This is a genomic window from Streptomyces sp. NPDC030143, assembly GCF_055573695.1.
The window spans coordinates 117,900-136,178 of record NZ_JBVIAY010000019.1 but is presented as its reverse complement, the minus strand read 5'-3'; the positions used below and the strand labels follow the sequence as shown (position 1 = coordinate 136,178).

The 18,279-nt window shown below is 71.2% G+C and carries 17 protein-coding genes; 13 read left to right on the top strand and 4 right to left on the bottom strand.

Going from position 1 to position 18,279, the window contains the following annotated elements; translation table 11 throughout:
* Positions 1-58: 58 nt before the first annotated feature.
* Positions 59-232, bottom strand: coding sequence for a hypothetical protein (locus ACZ4YY_RS28255; RefSeq protein WP_194039889.1), 174 nt, complete (start codon positions 230-232; stop codon positions 59-61).
* Between the two features lie 436 nt (positions 233-668).
* Between ACZ4YY_RS28255 and ACZ4YY_RS28250 the strand changes: the two genes are divergently transcribed.
* The 4 genes from ACZ4YY_RS28250 (at position 669) to ACZ4YY_RS28235 (ending at position 4,229) form a co-directional block, all read left to right on the top strand.
* Positions 669-1,322 (top strand): response regulator transcription factor, encoded by a 654-nt coding sequence (locus ACZ4YY_RS28250; RefSeq protein ID WP_003993508.1) that lies wholly within the window; start codon positions 669-671, stop codon positions 1,320-1,322.
* 5 nt (positions 1,323-1,327) lie between these two features.
* Entirely contained in the window at positions 1,328-2,578 is a 1,251-nt protein-coding gene (locus ACZ4YY_RS28245) for a sensor histidine kinase (RefSeq protein ID WP_468296190.1), read from the top strand.
* Between the two features lie 396 nt (positions 2,579-2,974).
* Positions 2,975-3,271 (top strand): DUF4193 domain-containing protein, encoded by a 297-nt coding sequence (locus tag ACZ4YY_RS28240; RefSeq protein WP_003993510.1) that lies wholly within the window; start codon positions 2,975-2,977, stop codon positions 3,269-3,271.
* 13 nt (positions 3,272-3,284) lie between these two features.
* Entirely contained in the window at positions 3,285-4,229 is a 945-nt protein-coding gene (locus tag ACZ4YY_RS28235) for a hypothetical protein (protein WP_468296187.1), read from the top strand.
* Between the two features lie 282 nt (positions 4,230-4,511).
* On the opposite strand, the gene ACZ4YY_RS28230 is transcribed toward ACZ4YY_RS28235, so the two are convergent.
* Positions 4,512-4,976, bottom strand: a complete 465-nt coding sequence (locus ACZ4YY_RS28230; protein WP_468296183.1) for a DUF3093 domain-containing protein — start codon at positions 4,974-4,976, stop codon at positions 4,512-4,514.
* A gap of 58 nt (positions 4,977-5,034) precedes the next feature.
* On the opposite strand from ACZ4YY_RS28230, the gene ACZ4YY_RS28225 reads away from it, so the two are divergent.
* The 7 genes from ACZ4YY_RS28225 (at position 5,035) to ACZ4YY_RS28195 (ending at position 12,152) form a co-directional block, all read left to right on the top strand.
* Positions 5,035-5,619: a PaaI family thioesterase gene (locus ACZ4YY_RS28225; RefSeq protein ID WP_468296178.1), complete on the top strand. Its 585-nt coding sequence runs from the start codon at positions 5,035-5,037 to the stop codon at positions 5,617-5,619.
* Complete coding sequence (gene dut, locus ACZ4YY_RS28220; protein ID WP_468296175.1) at positions 5,616-6,167, top strand: dUTP diphosphatase; 552 nt, start codon at positions 5,616-5,618, stop codon at positions 6,165-6,167. Before ACZ4YY_RS28225 ends, dut begins: the two co-directional genes overlap by 4 nt.
* 1 nt (position 6,168) lies before the next feature.
* Positions 6,169-6,933, top strand: coding sequence for a DUF3710 domain-containing protein (locus ACZ4YY_RS28215; RefSeq protein WP_468296171.1), 765 nt, complete (start codon positions 6,169-6,171; stop codon positions 6,931-6,933).
* Positions 6,934-7,563: 630 nt separating this feature from the next.
* Positions 7,564-10,251 carry an ATP-binding protein gene (locus ACZ4YY_RS28210; RefSeq protein ID WP_468296165.1) on the top strand — a complete coding sequence of 896 codons (2,688 nt, stop codon included), beginning with the start codon at positions 7,564-7,566 and terminating at the stop codon, positions 10,249-10,251.
* Positions 10,248-10,931, top strand: coding sequence for a response regulator (locus ACZ4YY_RS28205; RefSeq protein WP_468296162.1), 684 nt, complete (start codon positions 10,248-10,250; stop codon positions 10,929-10,931). Before ACZ4YY_RS28210 ends, ACZ4YY_RS28205 begins: the two co-directional genes overlap by 4 nt.
* 63 nt (positions 10,932-10,994) lie before the next feature.
* Positions 10,995-11,393, top strand: coding sequence for an OB-fold nucleic acid binding domain-containing protein (locus ACZ4YY_RS28200; protein ID WP_468296159.1), 399 nt, complete (start codon positions 10,995-10,997; stop codon positions 11,391-11,393).
* Between the two features lie 3 nt (positions 11,394-11,396).
* Positions 11,397-12,152 carry a DUF3159 domain-containing protein gene (locus tag ACZ4YY_RS28195; protein WP_468296156.1) on the top strand — a complete coding sequence of 252 codons (756 nt, stop codon included), beginning with the start codon at positions 11,397-11,399 and terminating at the stop codon, positions 12,150-12,152.
* Positions 12,153-12,585: 433 nt separating this feature from the next.
* Here ACZ4YY_RS28195 and ACZ4YY_RS28190 read toward each other — a convergent pair whose 3' ends face one another.
* Positions 12,586-13,263 carry a potassium channel family protein gene (locus ACZ4YY_RS28190; RefSeq protein ID WP_468296154.1) on the bottom strand — a complete coding sequence of 226 codons (678 nt, stop codon included), beginning with the start codon at positions 13,261-13,263 and terminating at the stop codon, positions 12,586-12,588.
* Positions 13,263-13,934 (bottom strand): potassium channel family protein, encoded by a 672-nt coding sequence (locus ACZ4YY_RS28185; RefSeq protein ID WP_468296149.1) that lies wholly within the window; start codon positions 13,932-13,934, stop codon positions 13,263-13,265. Before ACZ4YY_RS28185 ends, ACZ4YY_RS28190 begins: the two co-directional genes overlap by 1 nt.
* Before the next feature lie 395 nt (positions 13,935-14,329).
* Between ACZ4YY_RS28185 and ACZ4YY_RS28180 the strand changes: the two genes are divergently transcribed.
* Together ACZ4YY_RS28180 and ACZ4YY_RS28175 are read left to right on the top strand one after the other, a co-directional pair.
* Positions 14,330-16,384 carry an APC family permease gene (locus ACZ4YY_RS28180; protein WP_468296146.1) on the top strand — a complete coding sequence of 685 codons (2,055 nt, stop codon included), beginning with the start codon at positions 14,330-14,332 and terminating at the stop codon, positions 16,382-16,384.
* A 103-nt stretch (positions 16,385-16,487) separates the two neighbouring features.
* A complete protein-coding gene (locus tag ACZ4YY_RS28175) occupies positions 16,488-17,819 on the top strand; it encodes a class I SAM-dependent RNA methyltransferase (RefSeq protein ID WP_468296143.1) in 1,332 nt (443 codons plus the stop codon).
* Positions 17,820-18,279 lie beyond the last annotated feature (460 nt).

The window sequence follows — 18,279 nt, the reverse complement described above, 5'->3', positions numbered from 1 at the left end:
GACGGAGGGGCCCCGGCGCTGGATTCGCCGGGGCCCCTCCGTCGCGTGCGCGAACCGCTCAGACGCTCGTCGCGCCGACCTCCACACCGTGCTCGGCGGCGAGGCGGCGCAGGTCGTCGAGCTCGCCCTGCTCCACCTCGACGAGGAAGTCGTCGCCCTCGTCGCGAGCCCGCGTCAGGTCGGACTCGGTCGCCTTTATGCGCTGCAGAAGTCCTGCGGTGAATGCGTCCATGCTGCGCCCCCTCGTCCTGGGTCGTGGGTCGATGGCACGGGGGTGTGCCAGTGGGAAGGGGCGATCACGTCTCCTGTGGGTGCCCAGCGCTGCCCGGGCCGGGCGGCGACGGTGCCGGACACCCACGCCCACTCTGCGGCAAGCGGAACGCTGAGTACCACATGGTGCTGCGGCACATGCAGAGCGTGATCGCGGGGTGTAAAGCCGTCCTCCCCCCGCTCCCTCCCGCGGAAACCTCGACCGCACGAGAAAATCTCGCCTTCCCGGGCTTCACACCCGCCCTTCATCCGGTGCTCACCGGGCCTCAGCCGCCTTGGGACCCCTTACCGCCGACTTATGACCGAAAAGGGCAGGATGGAGGGCACACACTCACCATCACCCCTGCTCGCGCCGGTGCTCGAAGCGCTGCGCGGGTGGACACAGGAAGGACAGCGACGTGCGCGTACTCGTCGTCGAGGACGAGCAGCTGCTCGCCGATGCGGTGGCCACCGGACTGCGCCGGGAGGCCATGGCCGTCGACGTCGTGTACGACGGTGCGGCCGCCCTGGAGCGCATCGGCGTCAACGACTACGACGTGGTCGTCCTCGACCGCGACCTCCCGCTCGTGCACGGCGACGACGTCTGCCGCAAGATCGTCGAACTCGGTATGCCCACGCGCGTGCTGATGCTGACGGCGTCCGGCGACGTCAGCGACCGCGTCGAGGGCCTGGAGATCGGCGCCGACGACTACCTCCCCAAGCCCTTCGCCTTCAGCGAGCTCATCGCCCGCGTGCGCGCCCTCGGCCGGCGCACCAGCGTGCCCCTGCCGCCCGTCCTGGAACGCGCCGGCATCAAGCTCGACCCGAACCGCCGCGAGGTCTTCCGCGACGGCAAGGAGGTGCAGCTCGCGCCCAAGGAGTTCGCCGTGCTGGAGGTGCTGATGCGCAGCGAGGGCGCCGTCGTCTCCGCCGAGCAGCTCCTGGAGAAGGCCTGGGACGAGAACACCGATCCGTTCACCAACGTCGTGCGCGTGACCGTCATGACCCTGCGCCGCAAGCTCGGCGAACCGCCCGTGATCGTCACCGTGCCCGGCTCCGGTTACCGGATCTGATCCCCGTGGCCACGACACCCGCGCCTCCCCAGGCGCCCCCCAAGCCCACCTGGGATCCCCGCAGGGCGCAGCCGCCGTTCCCCTGGCTGCGCCCGACCATCCGCATACGGCTCACACTGCTCTACGGCGGGATGTTCCTGATCGCCGGCATCCTGCTGCTGTCGATCATCTACCTGCTCGCGGCCCAGGCCGTGAACACGGGCAACGCCCCGCTGTACAAGATCGTCGGCGGCACCAACATCAGCGTCGCCAGCGACAACTGCCCGGCGATCAACAACGCCAGCGGTCTGACGCTCACGCAGTTCAACGCGGCGATCAGCGACTGCATCGACCGCCAGCGCCAGGCCGTGCTGGACGACCTGCTCAGCCGCTCCCTGCTGGCCCTCCTCGGCCTCGCCGTGATCGCCTTCGCCTTCGGCTACGCGATGGCGGGCCGGGTGCTGTCCCCGCTCGGCCGGATCACCCGCACCGCGCGCGCGGTGGCGGGCTCGGACCTGTCCCGCCGTATCGAGCTGGACGGACCGGACGACGAGCTGAAGGAGCTGGCCGACACCTTCGACGACATGCTGGAGCGTCTGCAGCGTGCCTTCACGGCCCAGCAGCGCTTCGTGGGCAACGCCTCGCACGAGCTGAGAACACCGCTCGCGATCAACCGCACGCTGCTCGAGGTGCACCTCTCCGACCCCCACGCGCCCGTGGAGCTGCAACAGCTCGGCAAGACGCTGCTGGCCACCAACGAGCGCAGCGAGCAGCTCGTGGAAGGCCTGCTGCTGCTCGCCCGCAGCGACAACCAGATCGTCGAGCGCAAACCGGTCGACCTGGCCGAGGTCGCCGGGCAGGCCATCGACCAGGTGCACGGCGAGGCCGAGGCCAAGGGCGTGGAGATCCGCGGCAGGCGCGGGTCGGCCGTGGTCCAGGGCAACGGCGTGCTGCTGGAGAGGATCGCCCTGAACCTGCTGCAGAACGCGGTGCGCTACAACGTGCCGGAGGACGGCTGGGTCGAGGTGACCACCGAGGTGCAGCACGGACAGGCGCTCCTGGTGGTGTCGAACACGGGCCCGGTCGTGCCGGCGTACGAGATCGACAACCTCTTCGAGCCGTTCCGACGGCTGCGGACGGAGCGCACGGGAAGCGACAAGGGGGTCGGGCTCGGACTGTCCATCGTGCGGTCCGTGGCCCGGGCGCACGGCGGGGTCATCGTGGCCCAACCGCGTGAGGGAGGGGGGCTCGTGATGCGGGTTTCCCTGCCTCTCTGAGATCATGTCGCCGACACACTCGGGGGTGTTCGCTTTGCGCGGAATTTTCAGACCTCGGAAGCAACCTTCGTGTGTGTGATCGATCACAGGGGCAATTTTCCGGCCATCTACTCTCCGTGATCATGTTGCCCTTCGAAAAGCCCGTAAACTCCGGGTTTTCAGGGGTCCTGATCACGGGAAGTACACGGTGAGGTGCCTTTGAAGTGCGACGTTCGGACCGTGTACGGTCCCGATCGCCATCCAACCCGATCACCCGTGAGGAGTCCGGTTGGGTGTCGATTGAGTAACAGACCTTGATGTGAGGCAAAATCTCCGCCTCGAGGCGGGCACAAGTCCGGCCTCTCACGCGTTACGTGCGCTGGAGACACCGCAGACACCCAGAGGGGGAGAGGCGAAATGGCAACCGATTACGACACCCCACGCAAGACCGATGACGATGTCGACTCCGACAGCCTTGAAGAGCTGAAGGCCCGGCGGAACGACAAGTCCGCCTCCGCAGTGGACGTCGACGAGTTCGAGGCCGCGGAGGGCCTGGAACTGCCCGGTGCCGACCTCTCCAATGAGGAGTTGGCGGTTCGGGTTCTTCCCAAGCAGCAGGACGAGTTCACGTGCATGAGCTGCTTCCTGGTGCATCACCGCAGCCAGCTGGCCCGCGAGAAGAACGGCCAGCCGATCTGCCGCGACTGCGACTGAGGGCGGGTCGGCCATGACTGGCTCGACCCCTCCTCGGAAGCGCCGCTTCCCCCTGCGGGCAGCGGACAAGGGGCCGTCCGACGGCCCTCACGGCGTGCGTGACGACGAGCGAGGCTCATCCGGTGGGGAGATGCTCCCTGCGGGATCGGCCTCGCTCGAACAGACGGGGGACGGGGGCGGCCTCCCGGCTCCGGCCCGGGGCGGTGCGCCCGTCGCCAGGCGACGGGCGGCCGTCATCCGGGACAAGGCCGTGGATCTGGCCAGGGAAGGCGTCCGCAAGGGCGGTGACCGCGCCAGGGCGGGCCTGGCGTACCTCGCCGACCGGATCATCGAGCTCGCCCCCCGGGTCCCCGTACGGGACCTCCAGACGCTGCGTCGGCAGTTCCCCGGTCTCGGGCCGGAGCAGCTCGCCGACAAGCTCGTGGCGGGCGCGGCGAACGCCACGTCCACCGTCGGGGCCGGTGTCGGCGCGGCGGCCATGTTCCCCGTGCCGCCGGCGATGCCGACCGAGATCGCCGCGGAGATCACCGGCGTCGCGGCGATCGAGCTGAAGCTGATCGCCGAACTGCACGAGGTCTACGGCGTACGACCGCCGGGGACCTTGATGGAGCGCTCCACCGCCTACCTGCGCTCGTGGTCGGGCGAGCGCGGCGTCGACCTGCTCAAACCCGCCTCGCTCAACTCGGCCCTGGGCGGCCAGCTGAAGCGGGAGCTCCGCCAGCAGATCATGAAGCGGATGATCCGCGACCTGCCGAACCTGATGCCGTTCCTGGTGGGTGCGGCGGTGGGCGCGGTCATGAACCGGCGCGACACCAAGAAGCTGGCCTCGAAGATCCGCGCCGACCTGCGCAAGGTCCAGGTGCCGTGGGACGCCCTGCCCGCCCTCCCACCGCTGGAGAAGCCGGAGCACCCGTTGCCTCTCGACGAGGGGGAGAATCCCAAGGGGCTCGAGGGCTGACAGGCCGGCGGGACTGCCGAGGACTCGGGGGCCGGGGGCCGCGGGGAACTGAACCTCGGGGGCTGGGGAGTTTTTTTGCGCGGCGCAGGCGGATTTTTTGCCCTCGCCGCCTCGCCGACGCAGCAGCGCACGCCGTCAGCGTCGCCCCCACCGCACCGGCGGGCGGGGCCGTGTCCTGCCGCCCGTTCCCGTGCCGCCACGTACGTCGGGCCGGGATCCTCACACCGCGTCTGCGGCGCACCGGCGAAGGCCGCGTATCGCCCGCCCGCCCCCGTGCTGCGTCTACGCGGCCGTCTCCCGTGCCGCCCGCAGAGCCTCGGCCAGGCGCTCCGGCTCTCGCGTCGACAGGTACAGATAGGGCGTCGGGTCGTCCGGGTCGGTGACCTGCACGCGCAGCGCCGTGGGGATGTAGGCGCGCAGCAGCAGGAACGCCCTGGTGTCGGCCTTGTAGGTGCGCCAGGCGCGCGCCTCCTCGGGGCCGAGGACTTCCGCCTCGCCGAGTGCGGCGAGCGGGATCTTCGCCTCGCCCGCGATCAGGGAGTCGCCCACCACGCGGATGCGCACGGAGCCGTAGGAGCTGGCCATGACGGCCGCCACGGCGGTGCCGCCCGCGAGGCCGCCGAGCATCGGCAGGGTGCCGAACGGCAGCAGGATCAGGGCCATGGAGACGCCGACGAGGAACGAGATGAGCCACCACGAGCGGGGGGCGGTGAGTCGTTCTTCGTAGGGGGCGGCGGAGAGCTGCATGGACTCAAGCTTGGCATGGTGTCCGGATATGGAGGACGCGCGGGTAAGGTCTGCGGCTGTGAGTGGTACTTCCGCAGCTCTTCAGCCTCCGGCCCACGCCGTGAAACCGGTTCGGCACCCCGGTGCCCCCGTGCCCGGCGAGCCTCTCGGCGCCCACTACGAACAGTGTTTCGGGTGCGGGGGCGGGCAGCAGCACGGGCTGCACCTGGAGGCGCGGGCCGGCCAAGGCGTCAGCGTCACCGCCGAGTTCACCGTGCAGCCCGCCCACCAGGGGGCGCCCGGGCTGGCGCACGGCGGGGTCCTGGTGAGCGCGCTCGACGAGACGCTCGGTTCCCTCAACTGGCTGCTGCGGACGATCGCCGTGACCGGCCGTCTCGAGAGCGACTTCGTGCGGCCGGTGCCCGTCGGCACCACGCTGTACCTGGAGGCCGAGGTCACGGCGGTGGCCGGGCGCAAGATCTACTCGACGGCCACCGGACGCATCGGCGGCCCGGACGGGCCCGTGGCGGTCCGCGCGGACGCGTTGTTCATCGAGGTCGAGGTGCAGCACTTCGTGCAGCACGGCCGTGAGGAAGAGATCCAGGCCGCCATGAGCGACCCGGACCAGGTCCGGCGCGCCCGCGCCTTCGAGGTGAACCCGTGAGCCGTGATCCCGTGGACGTCCTGATCCGGCGCGTCGACCCCGACGTGCCCCTTCCCACGTACGCGCATCCCGGCGACGCGGGGGCCGATCTGCGGACCACCGAGGAGTGCGAACTGGCCCCGGGGGAGCGGGCCGTACTGCCCACGGGTGTGTCCGTCGCGCTGCCCGAGGGGTACGCGGCCTTCGTGCACCCGCGGTCGGGGCTCGCCGCCCGGTGCGGCGTCGCCCTCGTGAATGCCCCGGGGACGGTTGATGCCGGGTACCGTGGGGAGATCAAGGTGATCGTGGTGAATCTCGACCCGCGCGAGTCCGTGCGGTTCGAGCGCTTCGACCGGATTGCCCAACTGGTCGTCCAGCAGGTCGAGAAGGTCCGCTTCCATGAGGTGGCGGAGCTTCCCGGCTCGGCGCGGGCCGAGGGGGGCTTCGGGTCCACCGGTGGCCACGCCGCCGTGGACGACGGGGGCGGCACAATCGGTCAGGCCGCCGTGGGCGGCGCGACGGGTGGGAATCGATACGCTTCGGTCGTATCCGACCGGGAAGGACAGTGACGTGTTCGGACGTCGCAAGAAGAAGGGTGCCGCCGACGACGCGGCCGGCGAGGCCGAGCAGGTCGTCGACAGTGTCGACACTGAGGCGGACGAGGAAGACGGCGTGCGTGAGCGCGTGAGGCTCGAGCCCGAGCCGCGGCCCGACGGGCCCTGGGACAGCTCGGAGGTGCGCGAGCCCGGCGAGGGCCGCGTGGACCTGGGCGGGCTCTTCGTGCCCGGCGTCGACGGCATGGAGCTGCGGGTCGAGGTCGCGGGCGACGCGATCGTCGCGGCCACCGTCGTGCTGCGCGACAGCGCCATCCAGCTGCAGGCCTTCGCCGCACCCAAGCGCGAGGGCATCTGGGGCGAGGTCCGCGAGGAGATCGGCTCCGGCATCACCCAACAGGGCGGCATCGTCGACGAGGTCGAAGGCCCGCTGGGCTGGGAGCTGCGGGCTCAGGTGCCGGTGCAGCTGCCGGACGGCACGGGCGGGTTCCACGTCGTGCGGTTCGTCGGCGTCGACGGCCCGCGCTGGTTCCTGCGCGGAGTGATCTCCGGCCAGGGCGCGGTGCAGCCGCAGGCCGCCGGCCTGCTGGAGCAGATCTTCCGGGACACCGTCGTGGTCCGCGGCGACGGCCCGATGGCCCCCCGCGACCCCATCGTCCTCAAGCTGCCGAACGACGCCCAGATGGTCCCCGAGGGCGTCCAGCAGGAGGAGGCCGGATCCCGGTTCTCCGGCGGCATGGGACAGTTGCAGCGCGGACCGGAGATCACCGAGGTCCGCTGACCCGACGCAGTAAGGGCCGCACCCCCGACGGGGGTGCGGCCCTTCGTCGTGCGCGCTCCCTTGACGGTGACGGAGCACGCACACCGATCACGGGGTCGCGGCGATCGGCCACGTCGCCGAGACCAGCCGCATCCAAGGACAGGACCGGTACGGCACGGGCGTCGGCGAGCGACTATGCCCCGCCCGCGGCTTCCACGCCCGCCACCGGCTCGGCGCCGCGCCCCGAGCCGGCTCTGCCGGGGTGCGCCGAAACCGGGGCTCGGTCCGGTCACCGAGGTCGGCTCGTCATCTCGAGGCCGAGACGGTTGTGCGGCACACGCGGACCCCGGCCCCGCGGACCCGGCCCCGCGGAACCGCCCGGCCGGCAGCAACAACCTCTCCGTCGCCCGGGGGGCTGACGCACGGGTACGGCACCGCGTGAACCGATCCGGGGGTCTCGTCCGATGAACGAGTGAAGGGAAGCGAGACAGGCGAGGGGGAGCGCTCATGACCGGGTCGACCTGTGGGGTGCCCACCGCGTCAGGGTTGCGTCAAAGGTGTCCGCTGCCCTCCTCCACACCCGTTGCGCCGTCTCCTCCGGCCGTAAGGTCGACGCTGCGCAGGCAGCAGACCCAGGAAGACGATGAGGCCATGGCACGCGGCAAGCTTCGGATCTACCTCGGTGCGGCACCGGGCGTGGGCAAGACCTACGCGATGCTGTCCGAGGCCCACCGACGCGTCGAGCGCGGTACGGACTGCGTGGTGGCCGTGGTGGAGCACCACGACCGGCCCCGCACCGAGCGGATGCTCCACGGCCTGGAGAAGGTTCCCCGCCAGGAGCTGGAACACCGGGGCGGGAGCTTCACGGAGATGGACGTGGACGCCGTCCTCGCCCGCCGCCCCCGGATCGCCCTGGTGGACGAGCTGGCCCACACCAACGTCCCCGGCTCGCGCCACGCCAAGCGCTGGCAGGACGTGGAAGCACTGCTCGCGGCGGGCGTCGACGTGATCTCGACCGTGAACATCCAGCACCTGGAGTCCCTGGGCGACGTCGTGGAGTCGATCACCGGGGTGCGCCAGCAGGAGACCGTCCCCGACGAGTTCGTGCGGCGGGCCGACCAGATCGAGCTCGTCGACATGTCACCGCAGGCCCTGCGCCGACGAGTGGCGCACGGCAACGTCCACCGGTCGGACAAGGTCGATGCCGCCCTGTCCCACTACTTCCGCCCCGGCAACCTCACCGCCCTGCGGGAGCTGGCACTGCTGTGGGTGGCCGACCGGGTCGACGAGTACCTCCAGCAGTACCGCAGCGAGCACCGGGTCTCGGCGATATGGGGCTCGCGCGAGCGGATCGTGGTGGGGCTGACGGGCGGCCCGGAGGGGCGGACGCTGATCCGGCGGGCGGCGCGGCTGGCGGAGAAGGGCGCCGGGGGCGAGGTGCTCGCCGTGTACATCGCGCGCAGCGACGGACCGACCTCCGCCTCACCGAAGGAACTCGCCGTCCAGCGCACCCTGGTCGAGGACCTGGGCGGCACCTTCCACCACGTCGTGGGCGACGACATCCCGGCCGCGCTGCTCGCGTTCGCGCGCGGGGCCAACGCCACCCAGATCGTCCTCGGCTCCTCCCGCCGCAAGGCCTGGCAGTACGTCCTCGGTCCGGGGGTCGGCGCGACGGTCGCCCGCGAGTCGGGGTCCGACCTCGACGTGCACATCGTCACCCACGAGGAGGCCGCCAGGGGGCGTGGACTGCCGGTGGCCCGCGGAGCCCGGCTCGGGCGGGCCCGGATCGCCTGGGGCTGGCTGGTCGGCCTGGCGGGGCCCGCGCTGATGGCGCTGCTGCTGAACACCGTGCACCTCGGCCTCGCCAACGACATGCTGCTGTTCCTGACCGTCACCGTCGCGGCGGCGCTGCTCGGCGGACTGCTGCCGGCGCTGGCCTCGGCGGCCGCCGGCTCGCTGCTGCTGAACTACTTCTACACACCGCCGCTGCACCACTGGAGGATCGCCGACCCCAGGAACGTCGTCGCCATCGTGATCTTCGTCGGCGTCGGGGTGTCCGTGGCGTCGGTGGTCGACCTCGCGGCCCGGCGCACGCACCAGGCGGCCCGGCTGCGCGCCGAGTCGGAGATCCTCTCCTACCTCGCGGGCAACGTCCTGCGGGGTGAGACCAGCCTGGAGGCGCTGCTGGAGCGGGTGCGGGAGACCTTCGGCATGGAGTCGGCAGCGCTGCTGGAGCGGGCCAACGACAGGGAACCGTGGACCTGCGTCGGCCACGCCGGCCTCGACCGGCCGGTGCGGCGCCCGGAGGACGCCGACGTGGACGTGCCGGTCGGCGACCGTCTGGCGCTGGCGCTCACCGGGCGCGTGCTGCCCGCCGAGGACCGACGGGTGCTCGCCGCCTTCGCCGCGCAGGCCGTCGTCGTCCTGGACCGACGGCGCCTCCGGGAGGAGGCCGACCGGGCGCGGGCGCTCGCCGAGGGCAACCGCATCCGTACGGCACTGCTGGCCGCCGTCAGCCACGACCTGCGCACGCCGCTGGCCGGGATCAAGGCGGCGGTCTCCAGCCTCCGCTCCGACGACGTGGACTGGTCCGAGGAGGACCGGGCGGAGCTGCTCCAAGGCATCGAGGAGGGCGCCGACCGGCTCGACCACCTCGTCGGCAACCTGCTCGACATGTCCCGCCTCCAGACCGGCACGGTCACGCCGATCATCCGGGAGACCGACCTCGACGAGGTGGTGCCGATGGCGCTCGGCGGGGTCCCCGAGGGCAGCGCGGAGCTGGACGTGCCCGAGACCCTGCCCATGGTCGCCGTGGACGCCGGGCTGCTGGAGCGGGCGGTGGCCAACCTCGTGGAGAACGCGGTGAAGTACAGTCCCGCCGGTGCCCAGGTCCTCGTCTCGGCGAGTGCCCTCGCCGACCGGGTCGAGGTGCGAGTGGTGGACCGCGGGCCAGGAGTGCCGGACGAGGCGAAGGAGCGGATCTTCGCGCCCTTCCAGCGGTACGGGGACGCTCCGCGGGGCGCGGGAGTGGGACTGGGGCTCGCGGTCGCCCGCGGGTTCGCCGAGGCGATGGGAGGCACGCTCACCGCCGAGGACACGCCCGGCGGCGGCCTCACCATGGTGCTCACCGTGCGGGCGGCTCAGGACCGCGGGACGGCCGGGCCGGGCCGTCCGCCGGACCCCGGCCACGAGACGCCCGCGGGGCGGGCACCACTGGGTGCGGCCCGTGCCGCGTCGGCCGGTGAGGGACAAGGCCCCGCCGCGCCCACCCGGCCCCCCGCCCTCGACGGCGCGCCCGCGGAGCGCCCCGCACCTCCGTCCGAAAGGCAGTCCTCATGACCCGGGTGCTCGTGATCGACGACGAGCCGCAGATCGTGCGCGCCCTCGTGATCAACCTCAGGGCGCGCAAGTACGACGTGGACGCGGCCCACGACGGGGCCACCGCGCTCCGGCTCGCCGCCGCCCGCCACCCGGACGTCGTGGTCCTCGACCTGGGGCTGCCCGACATGGACGGCGTGGAGGTGATCAAGGGGCTGCGCGGCTGGACCCGGGTGCCGATCCTGGTGCTGTCCGCCCGGCACTCCTCCGACGAGAAGGTCGAGGCGCTCGACGCGGGCGCCGACGACTACGTCACCAAGCCCTTCGGCATGGACGAGCTGCTGGCCCGGCTGCGGGCCGCCGTACGCCGGGCCGAACCCGCCGGGGGTGAGGGGGACGACGTCCTGGTGGAGACCGACGCGTTCACCGTCGACCTGGCTGCGAAGAAGGTGAACCGGGACGGCAGGGACGTGCGGCTGACACCCACCGAATGGCATCTGCTGGAGGTGCTGGTGCGCAACACCGGCCGTCTGGTCGGCCAGAGACGGCTCCTGCAGGAGGTGTGGGGGCCGTCGTACGGGACGGAGACCAACTATCTGCGCGTGTACATGGCGCAGTTGCGGAGAAAGCTCGAGGCGGATCCGTCACACCCCAAGCACTTCATCACCGAGCCGGGCATGGGCTACCGGTTCGAGAAGTGAGGCTCTCGGGGGCCTCACCACCGCGGCTACGGCCCGGTCGATGTGCCCCGGTAGGCTTCAGACATGAGTGCTGTTCCTCGTTCCGAAAAGCCGGTGGGCCGGTTCCGGCGCATGCTCGACCGGCTCTCCTCGTCGCAGGAGGACCTGGAGTCCGAGGAGCTGCGGGAGGACGCCGAGACCGCGGGCTGCATCAAGATCGGGGACTGCCAGGACCGCCAGATCGTGACGGTTACTGGTACCTTGCGCACGGTCACCCTGCGGCCGCGCGCCGGAGTCCCGGCCCTGGAGGCCGAGCTGTTCGACGGCTCCGCCGCGCTGGACGTGGTGTGGCTGGGCCGGCGTTCCATCGTCGGCATAGAGCCGGGGCGCCGCCTCATCGCATCGGGCCGGATCTCGATGAGCCGGGGTCGCCGGGTGCTGTTCAATCCCAAGTACGAACTGAGACCCCTCGGTAGGGAGTAGCCGGTGACGTCACTCGACAAGCCGACCGAAGACACTCAGCAGGACGACGCGCGGGCGGTGACGGAAGCCGCGCTGTTCGAGGCGTTCGGCGGAGTGCGGGGCATGGTCGAGACGGTTCTGCCCGGCCTCCTCTTCGTCACGATCTACACGATCAACAAAGACCTGCACATGTCGGCGATCGCCGCCCTGGCGGTGTCGCTGGTCCTGGTCGTGGTCCGTCTGGCGATGAGGGACACCGTGAAGCACGCCTTCAGCGGTGTCTTCGGCGTCGCCTTCGGTGTCGTGTTCGCGATGATGACCGGCAACGCCAAGGACTTCTACCTGCCCGGCATGCTCTACACGCTGGGTCTGGCACTGGCGTACATCATCACGACGCTGTGCGGGGTGCCGTTGCTCGGGCTGATCCTCGGGCCGGTCTTCAAGGAGAACCTCTCCTGGCGGACCCGCAACCCCGGCCGCAAGAAGGCGTACGCCAAGGCCAGTTACGCATGGGGTCTGATCCTGCTCGCCAAGTGCGCGATCCTGTTCCCGCTGTACTGGTGGGCCGACACGACGCAGCTGGGCTGGGTCCTGGTCGCCCTGAAGATCCCGCCGTTCCTGCTGGCCGTCTGGCTGACCTGGGTGTTCCTGGCCAAGGCGCCCGCGCCGATCGACGTCTTCGCCGAGATGGAGGCCGAGGAGAAGGCCGAGGCGGAGCGGAAGGCGGCGGCCGCGGAGCGGGACGAGGTGAGCGGCGGCCGACACCGCCGGGACGTGTAGGCGGCACCGGGTCGGCCGCGCCGCGTTGCCGTGACGCACGGGATCGGCCCCCGCCGCGCGGGTCGCCGCACGGCGCAGGCCGGCGAGCCACGCCCCGCGGGCCGCGCCGTAGGAGCCGAGCTGCGTACGCCGAGCTGCGTACGCCGAGCTGCGTACGCCGCACAAGGCCCTCCTGGGCTGGACGGTCCAGGAAGCCACCGTTCACTGCCGCGGTACCCCGCGGGCCGCGCCGTAGGAGCCGAGCTGCGTACGCCGAGCTGCGTACGCCGCACAAGGCCCTCCTGGGCTGGACGGTCCAGGAAGCCACCGTTCACTGCCGCGGTACCGCGCGGGCCGCGCTGCAACCCCGTAGCAGACCCCGTACGACGAAGGGCGCCCCTGGGATCAGGGGCGCCCTTCACCGTCGGCCCCCGCGAGTCGCGGGGGCCTCGGCTCAGCCGGTGGTGTCCTCGCGGCGCACCGACAGCAGGTCCTCCAACTGTTCCTCGCGGGCCTGGGCGGCCACGAAGAGGAGCTCGTCGCCGGGCTCCAGGGAGTCCTCGCGGGACGGAGTGAGGACACGCGTGCCGCGGATGATGGTGACCAGGGAGGTGTCCTCGGGCCACTCCACGTCGCCGACCTGCGTGCCGGCCAGCGCCGATTCCTCGGGGAGGGTCAGTTCGACGAGGTTGGCGTCGCCGTGGCTGAAGCGGAGCAGGCGGACCAGGTCGCCGACGCTCACCGCCTCCTCGACCAGGGCCGACATCAGGCGCGGGGTGGAGACGGCCACGTCCACGCCCCAGGACTCGTTGAAGAGCCACTCGTTCTTGGGGTTGTTGACGCGGGCGACGACGCGCGGGACCCCGTACTCCGTCTTCGCGAGCAGCGACACGACCAGGTTGACCTTGTCGTCGCCGGTCGCGGCGATCACGACGTTGCAGCGCTGGAGGGCCGCCTCGTCCAGGGACGTGATCTCGCAGGCGTCGGCGAGGAGCCACTCCGCCTGCGGGACGCGCTCGACCGAGATGGCGGTCGGCGCCTTGTCGACGAGGAGCACCTCGTGGCCGTTCTCCAGCAGCTCGCCCGCGATCGAGCGGCCGACCGCTCCGGCTCCGGCAATGGCGACCCTCATCAGTGACCGCCCTCCTCGGCGGGGCCTTCGGCGAAGGACGCCTCGACCTTCTCGACGTCGTCCGTACGCATCATCACGTGCACCAGATCACCCTCCTGCAGCACCGTCTGCGAGGTGGGCAGGATGGCCTCGCCGAGGCGGGTCAGGAACGCCACCCGGACGCCCGTCTCCTCCTGCAGCTTGCTGATCTTGTGGCCCACCCAGGCGGAGGAGGCGTGCACCTCGGCGAGCTGGACACCGCCGGTGGGGTCACGCCACAGCGGCTCGGCGCCCGAGGGCAGCAGCCGGCGCAGCATCTGGTCGGCCGTCCAGCGGACCGTGGCCACCGTCGGGATGCCCAGGCGCTGGTAGACCTCGGCGCGGCGGGGGTCGTAGATGCGGGCGGCCACGTTCTCGATGCCGAACATCTCACGGGCCACCCGGGCCGCGATGATGTTGGAGTTGTCGCCGCTGGAGACGGCGGCGAAGGCGCCCGCCTCCTCGATGCCCGCCTCGCGCAGGGTGTCCTGGTCGAAGCCGACTCCGGTGACCCGGCGGCCACCGAACGAGGAGCCGAGACGGCGGAAGGCGGTGGGGTCCTGGTCGATCACGGCGACCGTGTGCCCCTGCTGCTCCAGGGTCTGCGCGAGGGCGGAACCCACTCTGCCGCAGCCCATGATGACGATGTGCACGACCGTCCTTCCGAGGTCAGGAGTTGCTGACGTTGCCTGAACAGGGTCTCAGACCGTCGACCAAGCTACACAGGCGCGGTGCGCGCGGGGCACCCCCGTGCACGGGACACGGATCAGCGACGGCGGATGCTGCACAGACTGAGGAGGGTGAGGATTCCGAGGCCGACGAGGCTGCCGACGGCGCCGATGAGCTCAGCGGTCGCGTGCATGGAACCTCCGAAGGGCGGCAGCGGGCGGGGGATTGTCATATAGGCATGACGATCGGCGCGGCCACGGAATCCGCAGCGGGCGCCCCGCCGAATTCACCCGTGAGGCAGAGGTGTTCCGACATCCGGCTCGACCGAGCCCGGGGGGAGGTGGGCGATCTTCAGTTCGAAGGCCTACGATGCACTGTTGTGTCCAAACTGACCGACGTGCCCAAACGGATTCTGATCGGGCGCGCACTGCGCAGTGATCGGCTCGGAGAAACGCTCCTGCCGAAGCGCATCGCCCTCCCCGTCTTCGCCTCCGACCCGCTCTCCTCCGTGGCCTACGCGCCCGGGGAGGTGTTGCTGGTCCTGTCCATCGCGGGCGTGTCGGCGTACCACCTCAGCCCGTGGATCGCCCTCGCGGTCGTCGTGCTGATGTTCACGGTGGTGGCCTCCTATCGGCAGAACGTCCACGCGTACCCCAGCGGCGGCGGTGACTACGAGGTGGCCACGACCAACCTCGGCGCCAAGGCCGGCCTGACCGTCGCGAGCGCGCTGCTCGTCGACTACGTCCTGACCGTCGCCGTCTCGATCTCCTCCGGCATCGAGAACCTCGGCTCCGCCATCCCCTTCGTCGTCGAGCACAAGGTGGCCTGCGCGGTCGCCGTCGTGGTCCTGCTCACGCTGATGAACCTGCGGGGCGTCAAGGAGTCCGGCAAGCTCTTCGCGATCCCGACGTACGTGTTCGTCGTGGGCGTCTTCATCATGATCGCGTGGGGCGCCTTCCGGACGCTGGTCCTGGGCGACACCATGCGGGCGCCGACCGCCGACTACACGATCAAGCCCGAACACCAGGGGCTCGCGGGCTTCGCCCTGTTCTTCCTCATGCTGCGCGCCTTCTCCTCCGGCTGTGCCGCGCTCACCGGCGTGGAGGCGATCTCCAACGGCGTGCCGGCCTTCCGCAAGCCCAAGTCGAAGAACGCGGCGACCACGCTCGCGATGATGGGCCTGCTGGCCGTCACCATGTTCTGCGGCATCATCGTCCTGGCCCTGGTCACCGACGTCCGCATGGCCGAGAACCCGGCCGTCGACCTGGTGCGGAACGGCGCCGCGGTCGGGGCCGACTACGTCCAGAACCCGGTCATCACCCAGGTCGCCGAGGCCGTCTTCGGCAAGGGCAGCTTCCTGTTCATCGTGCTCGCCGCGGCGACCGCCCTGGTGCTGTTCCTCGCGGCCAACACCGCCTACAACGGCTTCCCGGTGCTCGGCTCGATCCTCGCCCAGGACCGCTACCTGCCCCGCCAGCTGCACACCCGCGGCGACCGGCTCGCCTTCTCCAACGGCATCGTGCTCCTGGCCGGCGCGGCGACCCTGCTGATCGTCATCTACGGCGCCGACTCCACCCGCCTGATCCAGCTGTACATCGTCGGCGTGTTCGTGTCCTTCACGCTCAGCCAGACCGGCATGGTCCGGCACTGGAACCGCCACCTGGCCACCGAGACCGACCCCGGCAAGCGCCGTCACATGGTCCGCTCCCGCGCGATCAACACCTTCGGTGCCTTCTTCACCGGCCTGGTCCTGGTCGTCGTCCTCATCACCAAGTTCACCCACGGCGCCTGGGTCGCCCTGCTCGGCATGGTGATCTTCTACGGCACGATGACCGCGATCCGCCGCCACTACGACAGCGTGGCCGCGGAACTCGTCGCCCCCGAGGGCCCCAGCGACGACAGCGTCCGCCCCTCGCGCGTGCACTCCGTGCTGCTGATCTCCAAGATCCACCGTCCGACGCTGCGCGCCCTGGCCTACGCCAAGCTGATGCGCTCCGACACACTGGAGGCGCTCACGGTCAACGTCGACCCGGCCGAGACGAAGGCACTGCGCGCCGAATGGGAGCGGCGCGGCATCGACGTACCGCTGAAGGTCCTCGACTCGCCGTACCGCGAGGTCACGCGGCCGGTCATCGAGTACGTCAAGAGCCTGCGACGGGAGTCGCCGCGCGACGCCGTGTCGGTGATCATCCCCGAGTACGTCGTCGGCCACTGGTACGAGCACTTCCTGCACAACCAGAGCGCGCTGCGCCTGAAGGGCCGGCTGCTGTTCACGCCGGGCATCATGGTCACGTCCGTCCCCTACCAGCTCCAGTCCTCCGAGGTGGCGAAGAAGCGGGCCCGCAAGCGGCAGGAGTGGAACGCTCCGGGCTCGGTGCGGCGCGGACCGGCGGAGCAGGCACGCCCGAAGGAGCCCTCGGACGACAAGCGCTGACACCGTGGTCGAGGGCCGGGCGGCACCCACGTAGACTGGTGGGCTGTCGTCCGGCCGTGTTTCTCACCGCCGATCCCCCACTCGCACCTGGAGTCACCCCACCATGCAGGAAGAATCCGACAAGACGCTGGTGGGGGCGGAGTACGAGGTCGAGATCGGCCCCGTCGCCCACGGCGGCCACTGCATCGCGCGCACCGATTCGGGCCAGGTGCTCTTCGTCCGGCACGCGCTGCCGGGTGAGCGGGTCGTGGCCCGGGTGACCGACGGCGAGGAAGGCGCCCGCTTCCTGCGGGCGGACGCGGTGGAGATCCTCTCCGCGTCCAAGGACCGCGTCGAGCCCCCGTGCCCCTTCTCCGGCCCCGGCCGCTGCGGCGGCTGCGACTGGCAGCACGCCAAGCCGGGCGCCCAGCGCCGGATGAAGGGCGAGGTGATCGCCGAGCAGCTCCAGCGGCTCGCGGGCCTCACCCCCGAGGAGGCCGGCTGGGACGGCACGGTCGTACCGGCCGAGGGCGACAAGCTCCCGGCGGGCCAGGTGCCGCAGTGGCGCACGCGCGTGCAGTACGCCGTGGACCCGGTGACCGGCCTCGCCGGTCTGCGCAGGCACCGTTCGCACGAGGTCGAGGCGATCGACCACTGCATGATCGCGGCGGAGGGCGTCAGCGAGCTGGGTATCGAGAAGCGCGACTGGAGCGGCATGGCCTCCGTCGAGGCGATCGCCGCGACGGGATCGCAGGACCGGCAGGTCATCCTCACGCCGCGCCCGGGCGCCCGCCTGCCGATCGTCGAACTGGATCGGCCCGTGTCCGTCATGCGCGTCGAGGAGAAGGACGGCGGCGTCCACCGCGTCCACGGCCGCCCCTTCGTCCGCGAGCGCGCGGACGGCCGTACCCACCGCGTCGGCAGCGGCGGCTTCTGGCAGGTCCACCCGAAGGCGGCGGACACCCTGGTCACCGCCGTCATGCAGGGCCTCCTGCCGCGCAAGGGCGAGACGGCCCTGGACCTGTACTGCGGCGTCGGCCTCTTCGCGGGCGCCCTCGCCGACCGCCTCGGCGAGAAGGGCGCGGTCCTCGGCATCGAGTCCGGCAAGCGGGCCGTCGAGGACGCCCGCCACAACCTCGCCGACTTCGAGCGGGTCCGCATCGAGCAGGGCAAGGTCGAGAGCGTGCTCCCGCGCACCGGGATCACGGAGGTCGACCTGATCGTCCTGGACCCGCCGCGGGCGGGGGCGGGCCGCAGGACGGTGGAACACCTCGTGTCGCTGGGGGCGCGGAGGATCGCGTACGTGGCGTGCGACCCGGCGGCGCTGGCCCGGGATCTGGGGTACTTCCGGGACGGGGGGTATCGGGTGCGGACGTTGAGGGCGTTCGATCTGTTTCCGATGACCTCGCATGTGGAGTGCGTGGCGATTCTTGAGCCCGCAGCAAAAGGCGTCTGACCTGCTGTTCTTCTGGTTCCCCAGGTTGCGGGCGGGTCGTGCCGACATGTTTCCGCAGGCCCACCGCGTGGAGCATGATGCAGGTTCCTGCCACACGTCTCACCTGCGGTTTCGCAGCGGAGCGCGGGTCGAGAACGCTCTGCCTCCACTCCGTCAGGGGCGGGGTTCGGGAAATGTCCTGACGCCCGTTCGACGCTGATTCCGGCGGAGCGTGACGCGGTCGTCTCGGATCAGACAGGGCGGGTCGATCGCCGGCCGGCCGTGACCTCCGGGTACCGGGGGACCACGGCGTACCTGGAAGAACGACTCCAGGTCCATGCCGCCGCGGTCGATCTCCTCGCACGGGAGAAAGCCGCCCCGAGCGGCCGCGGCAGCGGTGCACGCGTGGTCCCGATACGCAGGCCGGGCAGCACACCCGCTCGAACGGCGTCCGATTTCACGGGCGATCGGAGCCGCCGCG